Raw genomic sequence first — 15,854 nt, 5'->3', positions numbered from 1 at the left:
CCCCCCAGGCTGGTACCCGTGCAAAGGGCAGACTGCTAAGACTTTCTGTGTCGCGCTGCACGAATACGATGTAGCCACCCTGATAACGCACCCTTCAATAAAAATGAAGCCCGGAGCGAATTCTGCCCAGCCATGCCCAGGGCAGATGTGTTCCCGCAGAACAGACTACTTGAACACGATGGAATCGATAATCTGCTGCATTTCCGCCTTGGCATTCTGGAAGTTGGCAGGTTCCGTGGAAACCATGAAGTTAAAGTAATAATTATCCTGGTCGTAACATTGCCAGATGATGCGCTGGAATCCTCCGGAGCCTTTTTCGGATTCTGTCACTTCCCATCCGATAACCCTGGGAGAGCCAGGGGCTTTGACACCACCATCACGCCGTTTGGCGGAAAGCAACTTGCGAATCTGAATTTCTTCCTTGGCCTGCTTGAGTGAGGCGGAAACGCTGGCCTCCGCAGGAAAACTGGGGACCATTTGCGTCATATGAAAGAGGAATGACACGGAGCGGTCGCCCTTTTGGAACACTGCGCCGGATTCATCCTGCACATTGCCGGATTCCTGCATCCAGCCAGCGGGAAGCGTGAACTCGAACCGTCTGCCGGTATTCCGGAATGTGGTGGGCTGGGAGAAGGTTTTGGCGGTGGTGACAGCCGCCCCGCCTTTTGGTTTGGCCAGGGATTTGAGGTCGGGTATGGGCAACCCGAGTTGCGCGTGCGCGATGCAAACAGGCGCAAGCATTGCGAGGCAGACGAGGAGTGCCGGAATCTTCAATTTCGAAGTAACCATACGTTTCTCCTGTGGTGTAATGTGTCTTCGAAAAAGCACACCGCCTTCTTGCAACAGGATTTTGGACAACCCTGGTCCACTATGGGCTATATATCACATGAAGCGGAGTTGCTACAATGGGGTCATCATACTGTTGCGATGGAGCAAAATTAATAGAAACCCCCACTTGCTCAGGCCCTGGGGCCATGCTATAAAGGAGCGTCCTCGTTGTTGGGTAGGGAGAGGAGAGATTCTAGAGAATCTCAAGAAAAATGTTGCCAATCCCAGACCCCTTGCAGTACTGTAACAAGCTGTTGATGCAGCGCGTTATGTGTTGAACATGAGGGCTTTTTGCTCGAATACAAGTTTGGTCAAGGAGAACTACCATGAAGAAATTGATCCTGCTCGCCTGTCTGGCCCTCGCCCTCTTGCCGGGCGCCGCGCTGGCTCAAGGCACCACCGCCACCCAGGCAGAACGCTTCTACATTCAGCCTGAGGTCGGCCTGTACGGCACCAGCTCCAAGGACGTGTCCACGGTCTTTACCTACGGCCTGTCCGCCGGTGTCTTTGTTGTGGACGGCTTGTCCCTGGGCGCCGAATTCCTGGGCTATTACATGTCCATGGATGGCAGCGGCGGCGATTACGACTTTGCCAATGGCTTCGGCTTCAACGGCTTGATCCGCTACTATCCTTTCTCTGCTGAACAGGCTTCCTTCTATGTTGGCACCGGCCTCGGCGGCTTGTTCACCGATGATGAAATCTCCTACGGCGGCTACCAGAGCAATCTTACCCTGCCTGTGGATCTGGGCGTGGTGGTGCACATCACCGACCAGTTTTCCCTGGATGTTGGCGGCCGGTACCAGCGCATCGGCTTCAACCGCCATGGCTTCGACACCTGGGGCGGCAACGTTGGCCTGAGCATCGGCTTCTAACTGTGCCCCTTGTGGCTGGCCTGGCCACCTGAGTTGTCCCATAAGCGCCTCTTCTTTGACGGAAGGGGCGCTTTTTTATAGGGTGTCTGACACAGTTGCCGGGCACAGCCAACAGGAACAGTTAACAGGCCCAATGAACAGGCCCAATTGCCTGACCCGCATCCTTCACACGCGTGGTCTGTCCGGAGGCATCGCGCCTGCCCACTCATGCGACCTTTTGCCATGCAGGAGTATTCCCGTGCGTTTTACGGAAGAGGATTTGCTGCACATCGCCGCCAGCTGCCGGGAAATGGCCGCCGGTCTGGCCGCCATTCTCGAAGACGAGTCGTTGGAAGAGGCGGATCGCCTGGAGCTCATGGGACGCCGGGAGCTGCTGCACCAGTTCAGCGAAGCCGTCATGCCCGTTTCCGGTGCAAGTCTGGTGGACTTTGAAAGCGAGGATCGCTTTGAGCACCCGCGCCGCACCCGGGAAGCCTTTCAGACCATGGCCCGGGATCTCAGTGCCTGCCGCATGCTGGCCATGCGCAAAATGCTGGCCCACGGCGCCGTGTCCCTGGCGGCAATCCTGGCCGACGGCGACGTGAACGCCCTGGAGGATCTGCTGACCCGGCTCGGGTTCCTGACGTTCAACGCCTAGGGCGACGTCCCCGTAATAAGGTGATGCTTGCATCATCTTATTACGTGGAGGATCGCCCGACAAAATGCGTGGATTTTGGCGGGCTCACGGAGCCTGCGGCTTCGGGGCCGCGGCGGAACCGCAGCGGGCGCGGCACTCAGCTTCTGCTCAGGCACCCTGCGCTGACCGGGCAGTGCCGGCAGCCATCGCCGGGCAAGGCGGGGAAGATTTCGGCGCGCAGCAGGTGGCGGACGAGAAAGGTCAGCAGGGTGGGGATGTGTGACTCCAGAATGCGGTCCCGTTCCTCCTCGTCCACCTTGGGGCCAAAGAGAGCCAGCTCCTGCCCGCCGCGAGCCAGATCCACCAGGGCTGCATCCAGCAAGGCGCGGTCGCCGTGGCCGGATTGCCGGGCGCAATGCAGGTAGAAGGGCAGCTGCACGCTGCGCACCTGACTGGCCAGAGTCTGCAACAGGGCGTCCCCTGCTGCCTGGCGTTGCGGGGCCTGGGCGTCTTCTTCATTCCCCCAGGATTCCAGGGCCTGCCAGTCCAGCGTCTCCCACATGCGCCGGACAGGCAGCTTGAGGCTGCCACCGGTCTTGTAATCCAGAATCCGCAGCTCCTCGCCCGCAATATCTGTGGCGCTGCGCTGGTCCAGCCGATCCAGACGGCCCATCAGGCGGAATGTTTCGCCATCCACCTCCAGGGAGCCGAAGAGATCGGTTTCCAGTGACAGGATGGTCGTGTCCGGGAACACGGCGGCATAGTCCCGGAGGCGTTTTCGGCCGGCCAGCTCCGTGGCGGTGCGGTGGTCGAACCGCAGGACCGTGGCCAGCTCGTGTCCGGCCAGGGTCTGGACGAACAGCTCGCCCAGCTCGTCACCATCCACATCCGCCGCAGTCAGGGGGCGGTTCAGGCGCGGTTGGAAATAGTGTTGCAAGGCGCTGTGGACGATTTCGCCAATGGCTTTCATGTCCCCCTCTTCCTTGACTTCTTCCTGCGGCTTGAGCCCGAGCACCTTTTCCTGCAGGCAGCGCGCCGGGCAGTGCATGTAGGCGTCCAAAAAGGTGGGGGAGAGGGGGCGGCTGTGCAGCCGGCGCTTCAACCGCGCCCGCAGGGCCGGGGTGGCCGGCAGACCGCGGCGGGTCCGCGGCGGCGCCACGGCCGGAAACTGCACCTGCACCAGGGGCGGTTCACCGGGTTTCAGGAGCCGGCCGAGTTGCTGTTCGCGGGCCCAGAGGGCTTCTTCCACAAACCGGCTGCGGCGTTTTTTTTCGTCCATCAGCCCGGAAGAGGCCGCGCCTGTTTGCGTATAAAGGGTGGCTGCTCTGGCTCCCTCCACGCAGCGGAAAAACACCGCCGCCTGCCGTCGTTCCAGCTGCCAGGCATCGGGAAGCTGCAGCAGGTGTCGCAGGGCGTCTGGCAGGAGCGGATCCGCGCCGGGCCGGCCGGGCAGGGCGTCATCCGTGGCGCCGATCAGATGCAGACGGGACACGGGCAGGAGCCGGGATTCCAGCACGCCCATGACCTGCAGCCCGGTCAGCGGTTCGGCCTCAAAGGGCACGCGTTCCTCGGCCAGCATGGTTTTGAGGATGGCGAAGAGCAGGCTCTCGGGCAGGGGCTCGTGGCAGAGCGTGGCTCCGGAGAGGGTGGGCAGGATCTGGTGCAGCAGCCGGTGCAGGCACTCGCCATCCACGGGAAAGCGCCGCCAGAGGGCCAGGCCGTGACGCAGCAGCAACTCCACGCAGCCGTGCAGGGTCTCGGCCAGTTGGGCCAGGGTACGGCGGCCTTCCCAGGCGGTCAGAAAGGTGGAGCAGACCTGTGCCAGAAATTCGAGATGCGCCGCAGGTGGCGCGGCGCCCTCGCCAAGCCCCCGAGTGGCCAGGGTGGTCAGGTCCTCGCGTCGGACCATGGGCGATCCCAGCCGCAACTGGCGTTCCAGGGCATGGAAGAGGGGCCGCAGGGCCTGATCCGGCTCGCTGGTCTCGTCCTCAGGATCCTCCAGGGAGAGCATTTTGAGGTAGGGATGGCGGATGAGGGCCAGCAGGTCGCGCCAGTGGTACAGCCCAGGGCCGGCGGCGGTTTCCTGCAGGGTCATGCACAGTTCGAGCAGCTGGGCCAGGGTGGAACGGACCAGAGGATAGCCGAGGCTGACGTTGACATCCACACTGCCGCCATCGCGGGTGGGGGCGCCCAGGGGCAGGTGGTGCAACACGGGCAGGAGCATGGCCGGCTCTGAGATGACCACAGCCACGCCGTCCAGGGAGCCATGCTCTCGCAGTTCCTGACGCAGATTCTCACCCAGGGCGGCCAGCTGGGAGTGCAGGTCATAGCCTTCATACAGCATGGGGACGAGCATGGGCGCGGCGGCCGGCGGTGTATTCATCGGGCCCTCGGGCGCCCCAGGGGTGCCGAGCAGTTCGGGAGCCGGCGCGCCCCAGCGGGCCAGCAGGGCCTCCATCTGCCCCTGGGACCAGTGTGGGCGGCGGGAGGAATCCTTGGCCAGGGCCGGATCGCCATGCAGGATGAGGTCGGCCCGGCCTGTTTCCCAGAGGTGCCTGAAGAGCAGCTCTTCCACCCCAAAGCAGTCGTCAAAGCCAACGAGCAGCACCGAAGGCTCTTCGATCAGGGCCGCGGCTTCCTCCACCCGGTCTGCCAACAGGAGCGCGTCCCGGCCGGGCGTGGACCAGTTGCGGGCGTCCAGGGTCTCCACATAACGGGCATACACCGTGTCCAGGGCGGAGAGAATGCCGGCCGCGAAGGGCTGGACCTCCTCTTCCATGTACCCCAGGGCGCGAGGTGGTGTGGCCGCCAGGAAGCATTCCTCCAGCAGGGATTCCAGCCGCACCCCCCAGGGGAAGAACTGCTCGGCCGAAACGCCTTGCAGCGCGGCAATACCGGCTTCGCCCAGCTCCTGGATAATCTGTTGCAACAGGTGGATGCGGTCCAGCCGGCTCACGGTTTCGGCAGGCGGGGCGTCGAGCCCGGCCCGCAGGCGGGCCAGCAGCTCGCCACCGGCCAGCATGCGCGGGGTGCGCACGGGGGGGGCGTCCGGTCCCAGGGATTTCGCCAGGATGCCCAGCAGGTGCCGGGCTGGCCGGCGGTGCGGAAAGACGAGCAGATGCTCGTGCAAAGGCCGCGAAGACGCTCGCAGATACGCAGCCATGGCCTCCATGGCATCAATATTCCAGGGAATCAGTAATGTCCGGCCATGCGACGCCATCATGCCTGCACCAGCCTCACGGGTTGAATGACCTGCATATCCAGGTAGATCAGCCGTCCCTCAGGCTGCGGCAACTCCGGATGCATGGCCGCCAGAAGCTGCAGATACCGGCGGACCTGGGCGGTGTCCTTGTCGCGCGGCAGGCCGGATTTGTAATCCACGGCCAGGGGCGCGGGGGCCTCAAGAACGATCAGGTCCGGCTTGTGCAGGTCGCCCTGGTTGTCCAGAAGGGTGATTTCGCGCAGCCCATGGCACAGCCAGGGCCGGGCTTCTTCCTGGGCCAGAAGCCATTCCAGCCGCTCGCGGACCTCCCCGGCCACGGTGTCGCGATCCCGGGCAAAGGCCGCGGGGTCGTGGGGGTTGGCCAGGCCGCGCAACCCGGCGTCCAGGGCCCGCTGTATGGCCTGGGCCGCCTCCTGGGGCGTTGGTGCAGGGGAGGGCAGGTGCAGATGCTCCAGGCACCGGTGCAGCATGGTCCCGCGGCGGCGGTTGGCGAAGTTGGCCGGGGCCAGCTCGTTGCGGAAGACCTTCAGGCGCGGCAGCCAGTCCATGGGCCGGAACGCTGCAGCCGGCTCGGTTGATGCAGGCGCGAAGGGCGCGGAATCCAGTGAAGCGTCCGGTTGTTCCACCGTGCCAGGCCCATCGGCCAGTTCCCTGGTCGGTTCCGGCGTTTGGCCCATGCGCACGACGCAGGCTTCGGTCCCGGCGTTTTCCAGGATACCCAGACAGGGCAGCAGGGTCAGCAGGGCCTTGGTCATGGGCGACTGGGAAGCTCGCGACGGGGCCACGACGCAATGCAGCTCTTCGGCCGCACGGGTCCAGGCCACGTACAGCACGTGCAGGGCCTCCATGAGCGAATCCCGCCGGGCCTCCTGGAACACCGGCCCCAGCTCCCGCCGTCGCCGGGCCAGCAGCGCCGCTCCCTCGGGCTCGGGGGGGCGGCTGGGCTCTTCGGGATCCACCAGGAGCAGATCCTTATCCAGGCGGGCGGTATCGTGGTGAAAGGGAATGAGCACGGCCGGAAATTCCAGCCCTTTGGCCTTGTGGATGGTCAGGATGCGCACGGCGTCGAGACCATCGGGCAGAGGGGCGCGCTCGGTGTCGCCCTTGGAGATCCAGTATTCGAGGAAGGCGGAGAGGGATTGCTGGCCGGACGTCTCGGCCAGATGGGCCACCTCCAGCAACCGCCGCAGGAAGAGCTGGTCCCCGGGACGGCGATCCAGGAGCCGGAAGCGTCGGCAGAGCTCGGCCAGGCAGTCATACGGGCCGAGGATGCCAGCCTGCCGATGGAAGGGCTGCAGCCAGCGTTGCCAGGCCTCGGGGAAATCGCGCCGAAAGCAGATGAATAACGGCGGCTTGGGGAGGGGGGCAGAGCCGCCGGAGGCATCGCCTCCCTCGCGCTCGCTGCGGACCCGGGCCAGCCAGTCCACCATCTCGCGATGCGTCAGGCCGCTGGCGTCCAGAAAAAGTTCCTGGCCGGAGATGACTTCCCAGAAGGCCAGATCATCCGGTGGAAATTCCAAAAAAGCCAGGAATTGGAGCAGTTGCCTGATGAGCGGATGGGCATTGAGGAGCAGGCTGTTCTCCGTCACCACGGGCACGCCGCGGTCCAGCAACCACTGGGCCACGGTCTGGGCCTGATCGTTGCTGCGGACCAGCACGGCGACTTCGCCATAGGGCCGGCGGGCCAGGACATCATCCAGCACGGTTTCCACAGCCTCGCGCGTGGCCTGGAGCACGGCGTCGGCATCCTCACCGGTGACCGTCAGCAGCTGGAAGAGGCCGGCGTTATTGCTGCGGTAGGGGGTGGGAACGTGCTGGGCGGTGTTGTGGAAGGAGGTCTGGATGTCCCGGGCGAGTTGGGGAGCCAGGTCGGCATCGGCCTTGGGGAGCATGGCCGTGGCCACGTCCAGGGCCACATCCGCATCTTCCAGCAGGGAGAAGAGCTGGTTGTTTATATCCACCACCACCGGGGCGCTGCGCCAGTTTTTGTCCAGGCTGCAGGGCTGAAAGACCGAGCGGAAGCCTTGCAGTTCCTCGCGGTGGGGGAGTTCGTCGAAGAGCCTGGCGTCCCCGCCGCGCCAGCCGTAAATAGCCTGTTTGACGTCGCCCACATAAAAGAGTGAGCCGCCCTTGGCCAGGGCTTCCACGGCCAGGGGTTCCAGGGCCTGCCACTGGCTGCGGCTGGTGTCCTGGAATTCGTCGATGAGCAGGTGCGTGAGCCGCACACCCAGGCGGCAATACGCCTCGCTGACGCCAAAGCCGTCCTCAAACAGCCGGCAGACCAGCGGTTCCCAACGGCTCTTGGGCAGCAACGACAACCGGCGCTCCATGGCCTGCAGTTCCGGAGCCAGGATCCCGGCCAGGGCGGCCATGGGCAGGAGTTCCCGGGCATCCTTATAGATGGGCTGCCGCTCCCGGTACCGCCGCAGGCGGGCCTGCAGTGCGGCAAAACTGGCCTCGGCCGCGGAACCGGCGTGGCCTTTGCTGGCCTTGTTCAGGCAGTCATCCAGGGTGTCCTTGTCCGGCCAGACGCCGGAGGGCAGGGCCTCAAAGACAGACATGCCTTGCACTTTGTCAAGATAGTTAAGAAAATTCTTTTGGGCATTCAGGCCGGCGGCGGCGATGTCGTCAACCATGCGCCGGGCGGCTTCCTGGCAATCCAGCCGCATGGCCTCCAGCCGGCGGACCAGGGATTCCTCATCGGCATGCAGGTCAAAAGGCTGGGGCGAGGCAGCCAGGAAGGAGAGGATCTCAGCCAGACGTTCCTTGAGGCTCAGGGCCGGGGCAAAGCCTTTGGCCGTGCCGTAATCCAGGGCGTTACGGCAGGCTTTCTCGAAACGAGCGGCCAGGGCAGAATCTTGCCGGGCGCGGTCCACGAGACGGTCGTAGAGGGGTTCAAACAGCGCATCCTCTTCAAACACCGGCTCAATGTCCGGCGCCAGACCCAAGGGCAGGGCAGAGAGCCGCACCAGCTGAAAGAGCAGGCTGTCGATGGTGCGGATGTTCAGCCGGCTCATGCGATGCAGGATGATCTCGCACCAGCGGCGGGCCTCGGACGGGGTCCAGGCCTGGGCGGGATGGTCCGGATGCTGGCTTTTTTCGAGGTTGAGGGCGCGTTCCTTCAGGGCCCGCAGCACGCGTTCCTGCATTTCCGCGGCGGCCTTGTTGGTGAAGGTCACCGCCAGGATGGCGGACCAGTCCAGCGGCCCGGTCTGCCGGGCGCAGGCCTGGGAGGGCGCAGCGACGGTATCTGGAGACGCACCGTGCAACAGCCGTAGAAACCGGCTGGTCAGGGCGTAGGTTTTGCCAGAGCCGGCGCTGGCGCGCAGGGCCAGGAATTCCAGACCGCCTGCGGCGGAAGGGAAAGCGGAAGGAGAGGACTGCATGCCCAGGTTATAGGCCAAGCGCCGGGGCAGGTAAAGCCGGTGGTTGCGGCAGCGGTGGGCCGGGAGCGGGCGGGATGGAGCGGGCGGGGATCAGTCGCCGCAGTAGATATCCTGCAGAATCCAGCCCTCCACCCCTTCGCCTTCGCGCAGGCCGGGCATTTTGGCCAGGACAAAGCGGCAGTCCACCGGGGAGAGGGTTTGCGTGGCGTTGACGAATCCATGCACCCCGGCCACCTCCACTTCATGCCAGAGCAGGGGCTCGCAGCCTTCGGCCGTGGCGTTTGGGGCTTCGCCAAACACAGAGGATTTCACGGCCACGGCTTCATGGGACAGCTGGCCCACCACTGGCGAGTCGGCAGAGGGCTCCGCATGCATGGGGACGCTTGCGTCCACAGCCACCACCGTTTCGAACAAATCCATGGATTCCGGATAGTCCGAGGCAATGAGATACGGACAGAGATAGACCTTTTCCGGCCGCGGCCCCTCGGATTCCTCATCGGGCAACACGGCATCGGTGATGCAGCCCAGGGTGACGGCGCGGGCGAGTTCATTCCAAACACCCTGGCCGCAGGGGTCGGCCGTGAAAAAATCCATGATGGGAGTGAGGCCGAAGCCGGTGGGACGGTTCTCCACCACCAGGCGGGAGAGAAACTGCTGGTCGCGCTGCTGCATGGCCGGCACAAGCTGGGCCTTGAGGGCCTGAAAGGAGGCGTCCTGTGCTGCATCATCCACGGGAGGCACGGGAACGCGCGCGGGCTGCGACATGGCCCGGGCGGGCGCAAGCAAGGCGATCAGGCACAGGGCGGAGCACATCATCCGCACCAGCCCGCTGTGCACGGGCGCGGTGGCGGGCAGGCCGGGCTTCGTGCGGACAGTCCGGCGGGGGAGGCCACGAAAATGTCGCCGAAGAAAACACCATGGGCGCATGCGCTTCTCCTGGGTACGGCCGTGTCACGAACCGGGCCGATGGGGCAAGGGCGTCGCAGGCACGAGCTTCTCGGCGCGATGTACTCTCAGCCATGGCTGCTGGCAAGGGGCAGGATGGGGGAAAAGGGCGTAGTGGTCTGGGATAGGGCAGGGCAATCACAAGACAAAAAAGATTCACCCCAGGTGTGCGCGGTGTCCGATGCCAGGACCTCGTCTGAGGAAGGAAGCCTGCAGACGCGTGGCGCTCCAGGGTGAATCTGCTTGGAATCCCAAAGGATTCCTGGGCATGCATCAGTATGGCTGCATCCTGACGACGCGTTGCCGACCGCGCATGCAGGGCTCGCAACAGCCCGCTATGGGGTTGAAAGTTAACGAGAAATACCCTCCGTTGCAGTGATGGCGTTTTCCAGAGGGAACTGCGCCGGGAGGTGAGCAGGGCCGTCCTGCTCTTGACTTCACTCTTACTGGGTTGTGATCTTCTTGTAAAGATGGTCAACTGTGAATAATACTTCATGAAATCAATGTTGCGCCGCTTGATCGGCGCAACAGGGCGCAGCTGCGGATGTTTTTGCATGAAGATTGTGTGAAATCTGTTTGAAGCGCGATCCCAGGACCTCAAGGGGCGGACCAGCGCCAGGTGGGCCGTAACCGGGGCGGCAGCCGGGGCAGCGCCCCTGGTGCTGGTGTCCGATGCACAAAGGCCAGCACCGCTGCGGCGCGGGTCCGGCAGTCCTGCACATCCAGGCCCTGGCAGGCAGGGACAAAGGGCGCAAGATAGCCCGGCCCCTTGGCCAGCAGGGAGCACGCCCCGGCCCGGTTGCCGCGGTCAACGTGGTACAGCCCGCCGGCCACCTGGATCAGTCCTTTATAGAAGTCTCGCGCCGGGGATGGCTCGGCCAGCCAGAGCGGCTCAAGGATGTTGTGGCAATCCCAGTATGCTGCGGTATTAAAAGCCGCCACGGCCTCAACAAAGGCGGGAACCGGCGAACGCCGGCAAAACATGGTCAGGCAGTGGGGGATTGGGGAAGACACAAGCTGCGCTGGCAGGAGCGCAGCTGCAGCTCCTGAAGGATGATACGCTCGTATTCGAGGGATTCCTCGATTTCGACGGTGTATTCCTCGTCCAGGAAGCGTTCCAAATATTGGGTTTCTTCCCAGAAATCCAGGAGTTCATCGTCGGCAAGCGTTTTGAGCTGGTCGGCCAGAGGATATTCACCGGCCAAAAGGAAAAATCGAGCCATGGAAAGCCTCGCGAAAGGGAGCTCCGGGATCGTGTCGGGCCTTGCCCCCCGGGTTGTTCGTGTTGTACGCGATGCCTGAGACGAAGACAACCGGCAATGCGGGAAGACCCTTAAACAACTGGCCAGTTGACGCATGACACAACAGGCGGTTGCCATTCGGATAGGATGTGAGTATAACCGGTTGCATCAAGAGCCCGACGTCAGAGGCCGCTGCAGCAACCCGGCAGCAGCAACCCGGCAAGCCGGGAATGACCGCGCCCTGTTATGAGGTGTGCCTTGCCGTGGCAGGCATGACAGCACCCAAGGGGAGCTGGCAACCGCGATTTTTCGAAGAGGGCAATTCATGGAAGAGCTACACAAGCGTCAGGACGCCGAGCTGCTCCAGCTCGTCACGTTCAGCATCGGGGACGAAGAGTTCGGCGTGGACATCCTCAAGGTGCAGGAAATCATCCGCACCATGGAAATCACCAAAGTGCCTCGCGCGCCGGAGTTCGTGGAAGGCGTGATCAACCTGCGCGGCAAGGTGATTCCCATCCTGGACCTGCGCAAGCGCTTCGGGCTGTCCTCCCGGGAGCACGACAAGCACACCCGGATCATCGTCATTGAAATCAACAATATGATTGTTGGTTTTGTGGTGGATTCCGTTTCCGAGGTGCTGCGTATTCCTGCCAGCACCGTGGAACCGCCGCCGCCGGTGGTGGCCGGGTTGGAGTCCGAATACATCAGCGGCGTGGGCAAGCTGGAAGACCGGCTGCTCATCCTGCTGGATCTGGACCGCCTGCTCTCCCGAGAAGAGAAATCTGCCTTGAACAAGATTTAGTCTGTTTCTGCGGCGGAATGCCGGATGTGGAGCAAGGGGGGCGGCCGTGCAGGCCTCACCCCCCTTGGTTTTCCCCTGTGGCGCCGATGTGGCAGTGGCAGGGGTGCGGTGTTTCCGTTTGACCAGGAGGGCTGCCCGATGCAGGCCCTTCCGGTGTTTTTTGTGTTGCTGGTCCTCGCCTCCGGACGGCGCATCACGCCGTTGCGGGGCTCTTTTGCGTCCCTGTATTTCCTGATGCACCACCATGATGTCTCCCAGCTTCCCGTCCAGTCCTCCTCCCGGTTCCTCCTCCGGCGTCTCCTCCATTGCCGACACCTCCGCCCCGGTGGGACGACTGATCCGGGCCCTTTCCGGTCGCGGCAAGACCGAGGCCGCCCTGTACAAGACCGGTCCGGCCACACGGGCGTATCTGGCCCATGAACTGCTGCTGGCCGGTGCGCGGCCCGTGCTTGTGGTCCGCGGTGCAGCGGAACTGCATGAAACCATGGCGCTGTTGCAGCTGTTTCAGACGCAGGAAGAGTTCATCCGCCAAAAAGCACGCTGGATTGTGCTGCCGGCCTTTCTCCTGGGCGGTAGCCGGGAGCAGGCCGCCTTGCGCAAGGACGCCTGGGCCCGGCGCATCGCCGCCCTCTGGGCCCTGCAGACCCACGAGGGCCGGGTGGGGGTGGTCTGCACCGTGGATAACTTCCTGCCCTGGTGGCCACCGCGTAATTTTCTGGACGCCAATCACCTGGTCATCAAATCCGGAGAAGAACTCTCTTCGGAGCTGGTCATCGAACAGGCCATCGCCTGGGGCTATGAGCGGTCCACCCTGGTCTCCCGGCCCGGCGAGCTCTCCCGCCGCGGGGACATTCTGGACATCTTCACCCCTGGTCACGACTACGCCCTGCGCCTGGAATTCTTCGGGGACACGGTGGAGGAGATGCGTCTCTTCGACCCGGTGAGCCAGCGGTCCCACGCCATGCTCAAGGAAGCGGTGCTGCTGCCCGTGCGCCCGGTCGCCGTGACGGCCCAGGCCCTGCAGGAGGCGCGTTCGCGCTTCCGGACCCTGCGGGTGGAGAAACGCATTGACACGGAAGAGGAAAAGGCCCTGCGCGTGGCCCTGGAAGATGGCGGCGCAGGGCTGACGCCCGGCCTTTTTTACGAAACGCCGGCCGCCTTCGAGGACTGGCTGCCCGCGGACCGCACCTGTCTGCAAGCCTCGCCGGAACTGTTCCCGGCCGTGCTGGAGGAGCAGGCCTGGGCCTGGGAAAAGCGGGCCGAGGAAGGGGCCATGCCCGTGCTGCTGGCCAGGCGGCGTGGCCTGCACCTGCGCACGCCGGAACAGGCGCTCAAGGGCCTGCAGGCCTCGCGGACCCTGGCCTTCCAGTCCCTGGTCATGGGCCTGGAACGGCGGGGGGACGAGGCTCCGGAACGGGCCATCGACAGCTTTGAAGAGCTGATGCGCCTGGAGCGGACCGAGCGGGCCGACCTCCCCGAAACCGAAGACGCCCGCCAGCTGGAAGAACAACGCCTGCGCGACAGACCCTGGCAGACCCTGGTGGAGCGACTCAAGGAATGGGGCCGCAGCCGGCGGCAGACGCTTTTGTGTTTCTCGTCCGAACAGGGCCGCAAAAAATTCCTGGCCCTGGCTGCCCAGGAAGGCGTGACCCCGGCCACTTCCTACGCCGCCACGGGACACGGGCTCTTTGCGCTGTTGTCTTCCTTTGCCAAGGGTGCGGAGTTGCAGTGGAACGGCATGCGCGTCCTGGGCGAGGATGTGCTCCAGCCCCGCGGGGCCGTGCGCCCCGGCGTCTCGCGCAAGGAGTTCATCGGCCTCAAACAGTATGAGGAATTGACCCCGGGTGATCTCCTGGTGCATCGCGATTACGGCCTCGGCCGTTTTCAGGGACTCATCCGGCTGGATCTGGCCGGCGTGGGCAACGATTTTCTGCTCATGCACTACGCCGGGGACGACAAGCTCTACCTGCCCGTGGACCGGCTGGGGCTGGTCCAGCGCTTCAAGGGACCCGAGGAAATCGAGCCGGCCCTGGACAAGCTGGGCGGCCTGGGCTGGACCCGCACGCGGGAGAAGGCCCGCAAGGCCGTGGAGCAGATCGCCGGGGAACTGGTGGAGATGTACGCCTGGCGCAAGGTGGCCAAGGGCTTCACCTACGGGCCGGAGAACGAACTGTTCCGCGAATTCGAGGCTTCCTTTGGCTTTGAGGAAACGCCGGATCAGGCCCGGGCCATTCAGGATGTGCTGGACGACATGGCCAGGCCGGAACCCATGGACCGTCTGGTCTGCGGCGATGTCGGCTTCGGCAAGACGGAAGTGGCCATGCGCGCTGCCGTGCGCGCAGCCCTGGAAGGCCGCCAGTCGGCCCTCCTGTGCCCCACCACCGTGTTGGCCGAGCAGCACTACCAGAATTTCAAATCCCGGTTGAAGGACCTGCCCATCAACGTGGCCATGCTCTCGCGCTTTGTCACGGCCCGGCAGCAAAAGGCCATCCTGGAGCAGGCCCGCCGCGGCCAGGTGGACATTCTCATTGGCACCCACCGTCTGCTTTCCAAGGATATCGAACTCCCCAACCTCTCCCTGCTTGTCCTGGACGAGGAGCAGCGTTTTGGCGTCAAGCACAAGGAACGGCTGAAGGAATTCAAAAAAAACGTGGACGCCCTCACGCTGACGGCCACGCCCATTCCCCGCACGCTGCAGCTCTCCCTCTCGGGCATCCGCAGCCTTTCGGTCATTGAGACTCCGCCGCGCGAACGCAAGCCCGTGGAAAGCGCCCTCATCGAGCGCGATCCCAAGCTGCTCAAACGCATCCTGGAGCAGGAGCTTTCCCGCGAAGGTCAGGTCTTCTGGGTCTACAACCGAGTGCAGGGCCTGGAGCAGGTGGGCGATTTCGTCAAGCAGCTCGTGCCTGGCGCGCGGGTGGCCATGGCCCATGGGCAGATGGCCGAAAAGCAGCTCGAGGAAACCATGCACGCCTTCTGGCATGGCGAGCTGGACATTCTCGTGTGCACGTCCATTGTGGAGTCCGGCCTGGATTTTCCCCGCGCCAATACCATGGTGGTGGATCAGGCCCAGCTCTTCGGCCTGGGGCAGCTGTATCAGCTGCGTGGCCGGGTGGGGCGCTCGGACCGGCAGGCGTACGCCTATTTTGTCACCCCTTCCATAGACCGGCTGGCGGAAAAGACCCGCAAGCGGTTGCAGATTGTCATGGATATGGACTACCTGGGCGCGGGATTTCAGGTGGCCATGGAGGATTTGCGGCTGCGCGGCGCGGGCAACATCCTGGGCGAGAGCCAGTCCGGGCACATTGCCAAGGTGGGGCTCGATCTTTTCCTGGAAATGCTGGAACAGGAAGTCTCGCGCCTCCGGGGCACGGTGCAGGAAGAGGTGGTGGAGCCGGAACTGCAGATTGGCTTTGCGGCGCATATTCCAGAGCAATACATGCCCGACGCCCGCGAGCGGCTTAAATATTACAAAGGGTTCACTTCCCTTCACGCTGCCGAGGTGCGACAGGAGCTTGAAGCCGAAGTCCGCGACCGCTTCGGCCCCATGCCCGAGGAGCTCAGAAATTTTCTGGCCGTTCTGGACTTCAAGCGGCATCTGGGGCGGCTGGGCGTCATCAAGGCGGATTTGTTTCCCGGCAAGGTCAAACTCGTCTGGGGTGAGAAGTCCAGAGCCCTCGACCCCGGGCGGCTCGTGGCCTGGGTGGCCGAGCAGGCTGGCAAGGCACGCCTTTTGCCGCCTTCCACCCTGGAGTTGCGCCTTGACGAAAACGTGGATATGGTCCGGCGTCTGCAACTCGTTGGCGATGCCCTCTATTCCCTCAAGGCCTGAATCCGGATGCAGCCTTTGTCCCGCACTTTCGTTTCTTCCGTTTCCCCCCTCGCGATCGGGGCCGCCGGCTCGTCCGCAATGCTGTGGCGTGCCCGACAGTATTGCGGAG

The 15,854-nt window shown here is 64.0% G+C and carries 10 protein-coding genes; 4 read left to right on the top strand and 6 right to left on the bottom strand.

The window, feature by feature from the left end:
* Nucleotides 1-165: 165 nt before the first annotated feature.
* Complete coding sequence (locus ACYQ00_RS00750; RefSeq protein ID WP_460030321.1) at nt 166-858, bottom strand: hypothetical protein; 693 nt, start codon at nt 856-858, stop codon at nt 166-168.
* 296 nt (nt 859-1,154) lie between these two features.
* Here ACYQ00_RS00750 and ACYQ00_RS00745 point away from each other — a divergent pair, with 296 nt between their 5' ends.
* Entirely contained in the window at nt 1,155-1,700 is a 546-nt protein-coding gene (locus ACYQ00_RS00745; protein ID WP_460030320.1) for an outer membrane beta-barrel protein, read from the top strand.
* Between the two features lie 238 nt (nt 1,701-1,938).
* Nucleotides 1,939-2,337 (top strand): hypothetical protein, encoded by a 399-nt coding sequence (locus ACYQ00_RS00740; protein ID WP_460030319.1) that lies wholly within the window; start codon nt 1,939-1,941, stop codon nt 2,335-2,337.
* Nucleotides 2,338-2,473: 136 nt separating this feature from the next.
* On the opposite strand, the gene ACYQ00_RS00735 is transcribed toward ACYQ00_RS00740, so the two are convergent.
* The 5 genes from ACYQ00_RS00735 to ACYQ00_RS00715 form a co-directional block, all read right to left on the bottom strand.
* Nucleotides 2,474-5,539, bottom strand: coding sequence for a PD-(D/E)XK nuclease family protein (locus ACYQ00_RS00735; RefSeq protein ID WP_460030318.1), 3,066 nt, complete (start codon nt 5,537-5,539; stop codon nt 2,474-2,476).
* Nucleotides 5,536-8,925 (bottom strand): UvrD-helicase domain-containing protein, encoded by a 3,390-nt coding sequence (locus tag ACYQ00_RS00730; protein WP_460030317.1) that lies wholly within the window; start codon nt 8,923-8,925, stop codon nt 5,536-5,538. Before ACYQ00_RS00730 ends, ACYQ00_RS00735 begins: the two co-directional genes overlap by 4 nt.
* Before the next feature lie 90 nt (nt 8,926-9,015).
* The gene (locus ACYQ00_RS00725) at nt 9,016-9,852 is read right to left on the bottom strand and encodes a hypothetical protein (RefSeq protein ID WP_460030316.1); all 837 of its coding nucleotides are present in this window, start codon (nt 9,850-9,852) and stop codon (nt 9,016-9,018) included.
* A gap of 615 nt (nt 9,853-10,467) precedes the next feature.
* The gene (locus ACYQ00_RS00720; RefSeq protein WP_460030315.1) at nt 10,468-10,812 is read right to left on the bottom strand and encodes a DUF309 domain-containing protein; all 345 of its coding nucleotides are present in this window, start codon (nt 10,810-10,812) and stop codon (nt 10,468-10,470) included.
* Between the two features lie 44 nt (nt 10,813-10,856).
* On the bottom strand, nt 10,857-11,093 hold the full coding sequence (locus ACYQ00_RS00715) for a hypothetical protein (RefSeq protein WP_460030314.1): 237 nt from the start codon (nt 11,091-11,093) through the stop codon (nt 10,857-10,859).
* A 343-nt stretch (nt 11,094-11,436) separates the two neighbouring features.
* On the opposite strand from ACYQ00_RS00715, the gene ACYQ00_RS00710 reads away from it, so the two are divergent.
* Nucleotides 11,437-11,913, top strand: coding sequence for a chemotaxis protein CheW (locus ACYQ00_RS00710; RefSeq protein WP_460030313.1), 477 nt, complete (start codon nt 11,437-11,439; stop codon nt 11,911-11,913).
* A 244-nt stretch (nt 11,914-12,157) separates the two neighbouring features.
* Entirely contained in the window at nt 12,158-15,745 is a 3,588-nt protein-coding gene (mfd, locus tag ACYQ00_RS00705) for a transcription-repair coupling factor (protein ID WP_460030312.1), read from the top strand.
* The last annotated feature ends 109 nt before the right edge of the window (nt 15,746-15,854 follow it).

The sequence above is a fragment of the Megalodesulfovibrio paquesii genome (genome assembly GCF_054653055.1).
Note: the sequence above shows the minus strand (reverse complement) of the source record. Positions and strands in the feature narration are given on the sequence as shown.

Excerpts from the sequence above, each read along its gene's own strand:
- ACYQ00_RS00745 (WP_460030320.1), top strand. The coding sequence starts at position 1,155 with ATGAAGAAATTGATCCTGCTCGCCTGTCTGGCCCTCGCCCTCTTGCCG.
- ACYQ00_RS00735 (WP_460030318.1), bottom strand. The coding sequence starts at position 5,539 with ATGATGGCGTCGCATGGCCGGACATTACTGATTCCCTGGAATATTGAT.
- ACYQ00_RS00730 (WP_460030317.1), bottom strand. The coding sequence starts at position 8,925 with ATGCAGTCCTCTCCTTCCGCTTTCCCTTCCGCCGCAGGCGGTCTGGAA.
- ACYQ00_RS00725 (WP_460030316.1), bottom strand. The coding sequence starts at position 9,852 with ATGCGCCCATGGTGTTTTCTTCGGCGACATTTTCGTGGCCTCCCCCGC.
- ACYQ00_RS00715 (WP_460030314.1), bottom strand. The coding sequence starts at position 11,093 with ATGGCTCGATTTTTCCTTTTGGCCGGTGAATATCCTCTGGCCGACCAG.
- ACYQ00_RS00710 (WP_460030313.1), top strand. The coding sequence starts at position 11,437 with ATGGAAGAGCTACACAAGCGTCAGGACGCCGAGCTGCTCCAGCTCGTC.
- mfd (WP_460030312.1), top strand. The coding sequence starts at position 12,158 with ATGATGTCTCCCAGCTTCCCGTCCAGTCCTCCTCCCGGTTCCTCCTCC.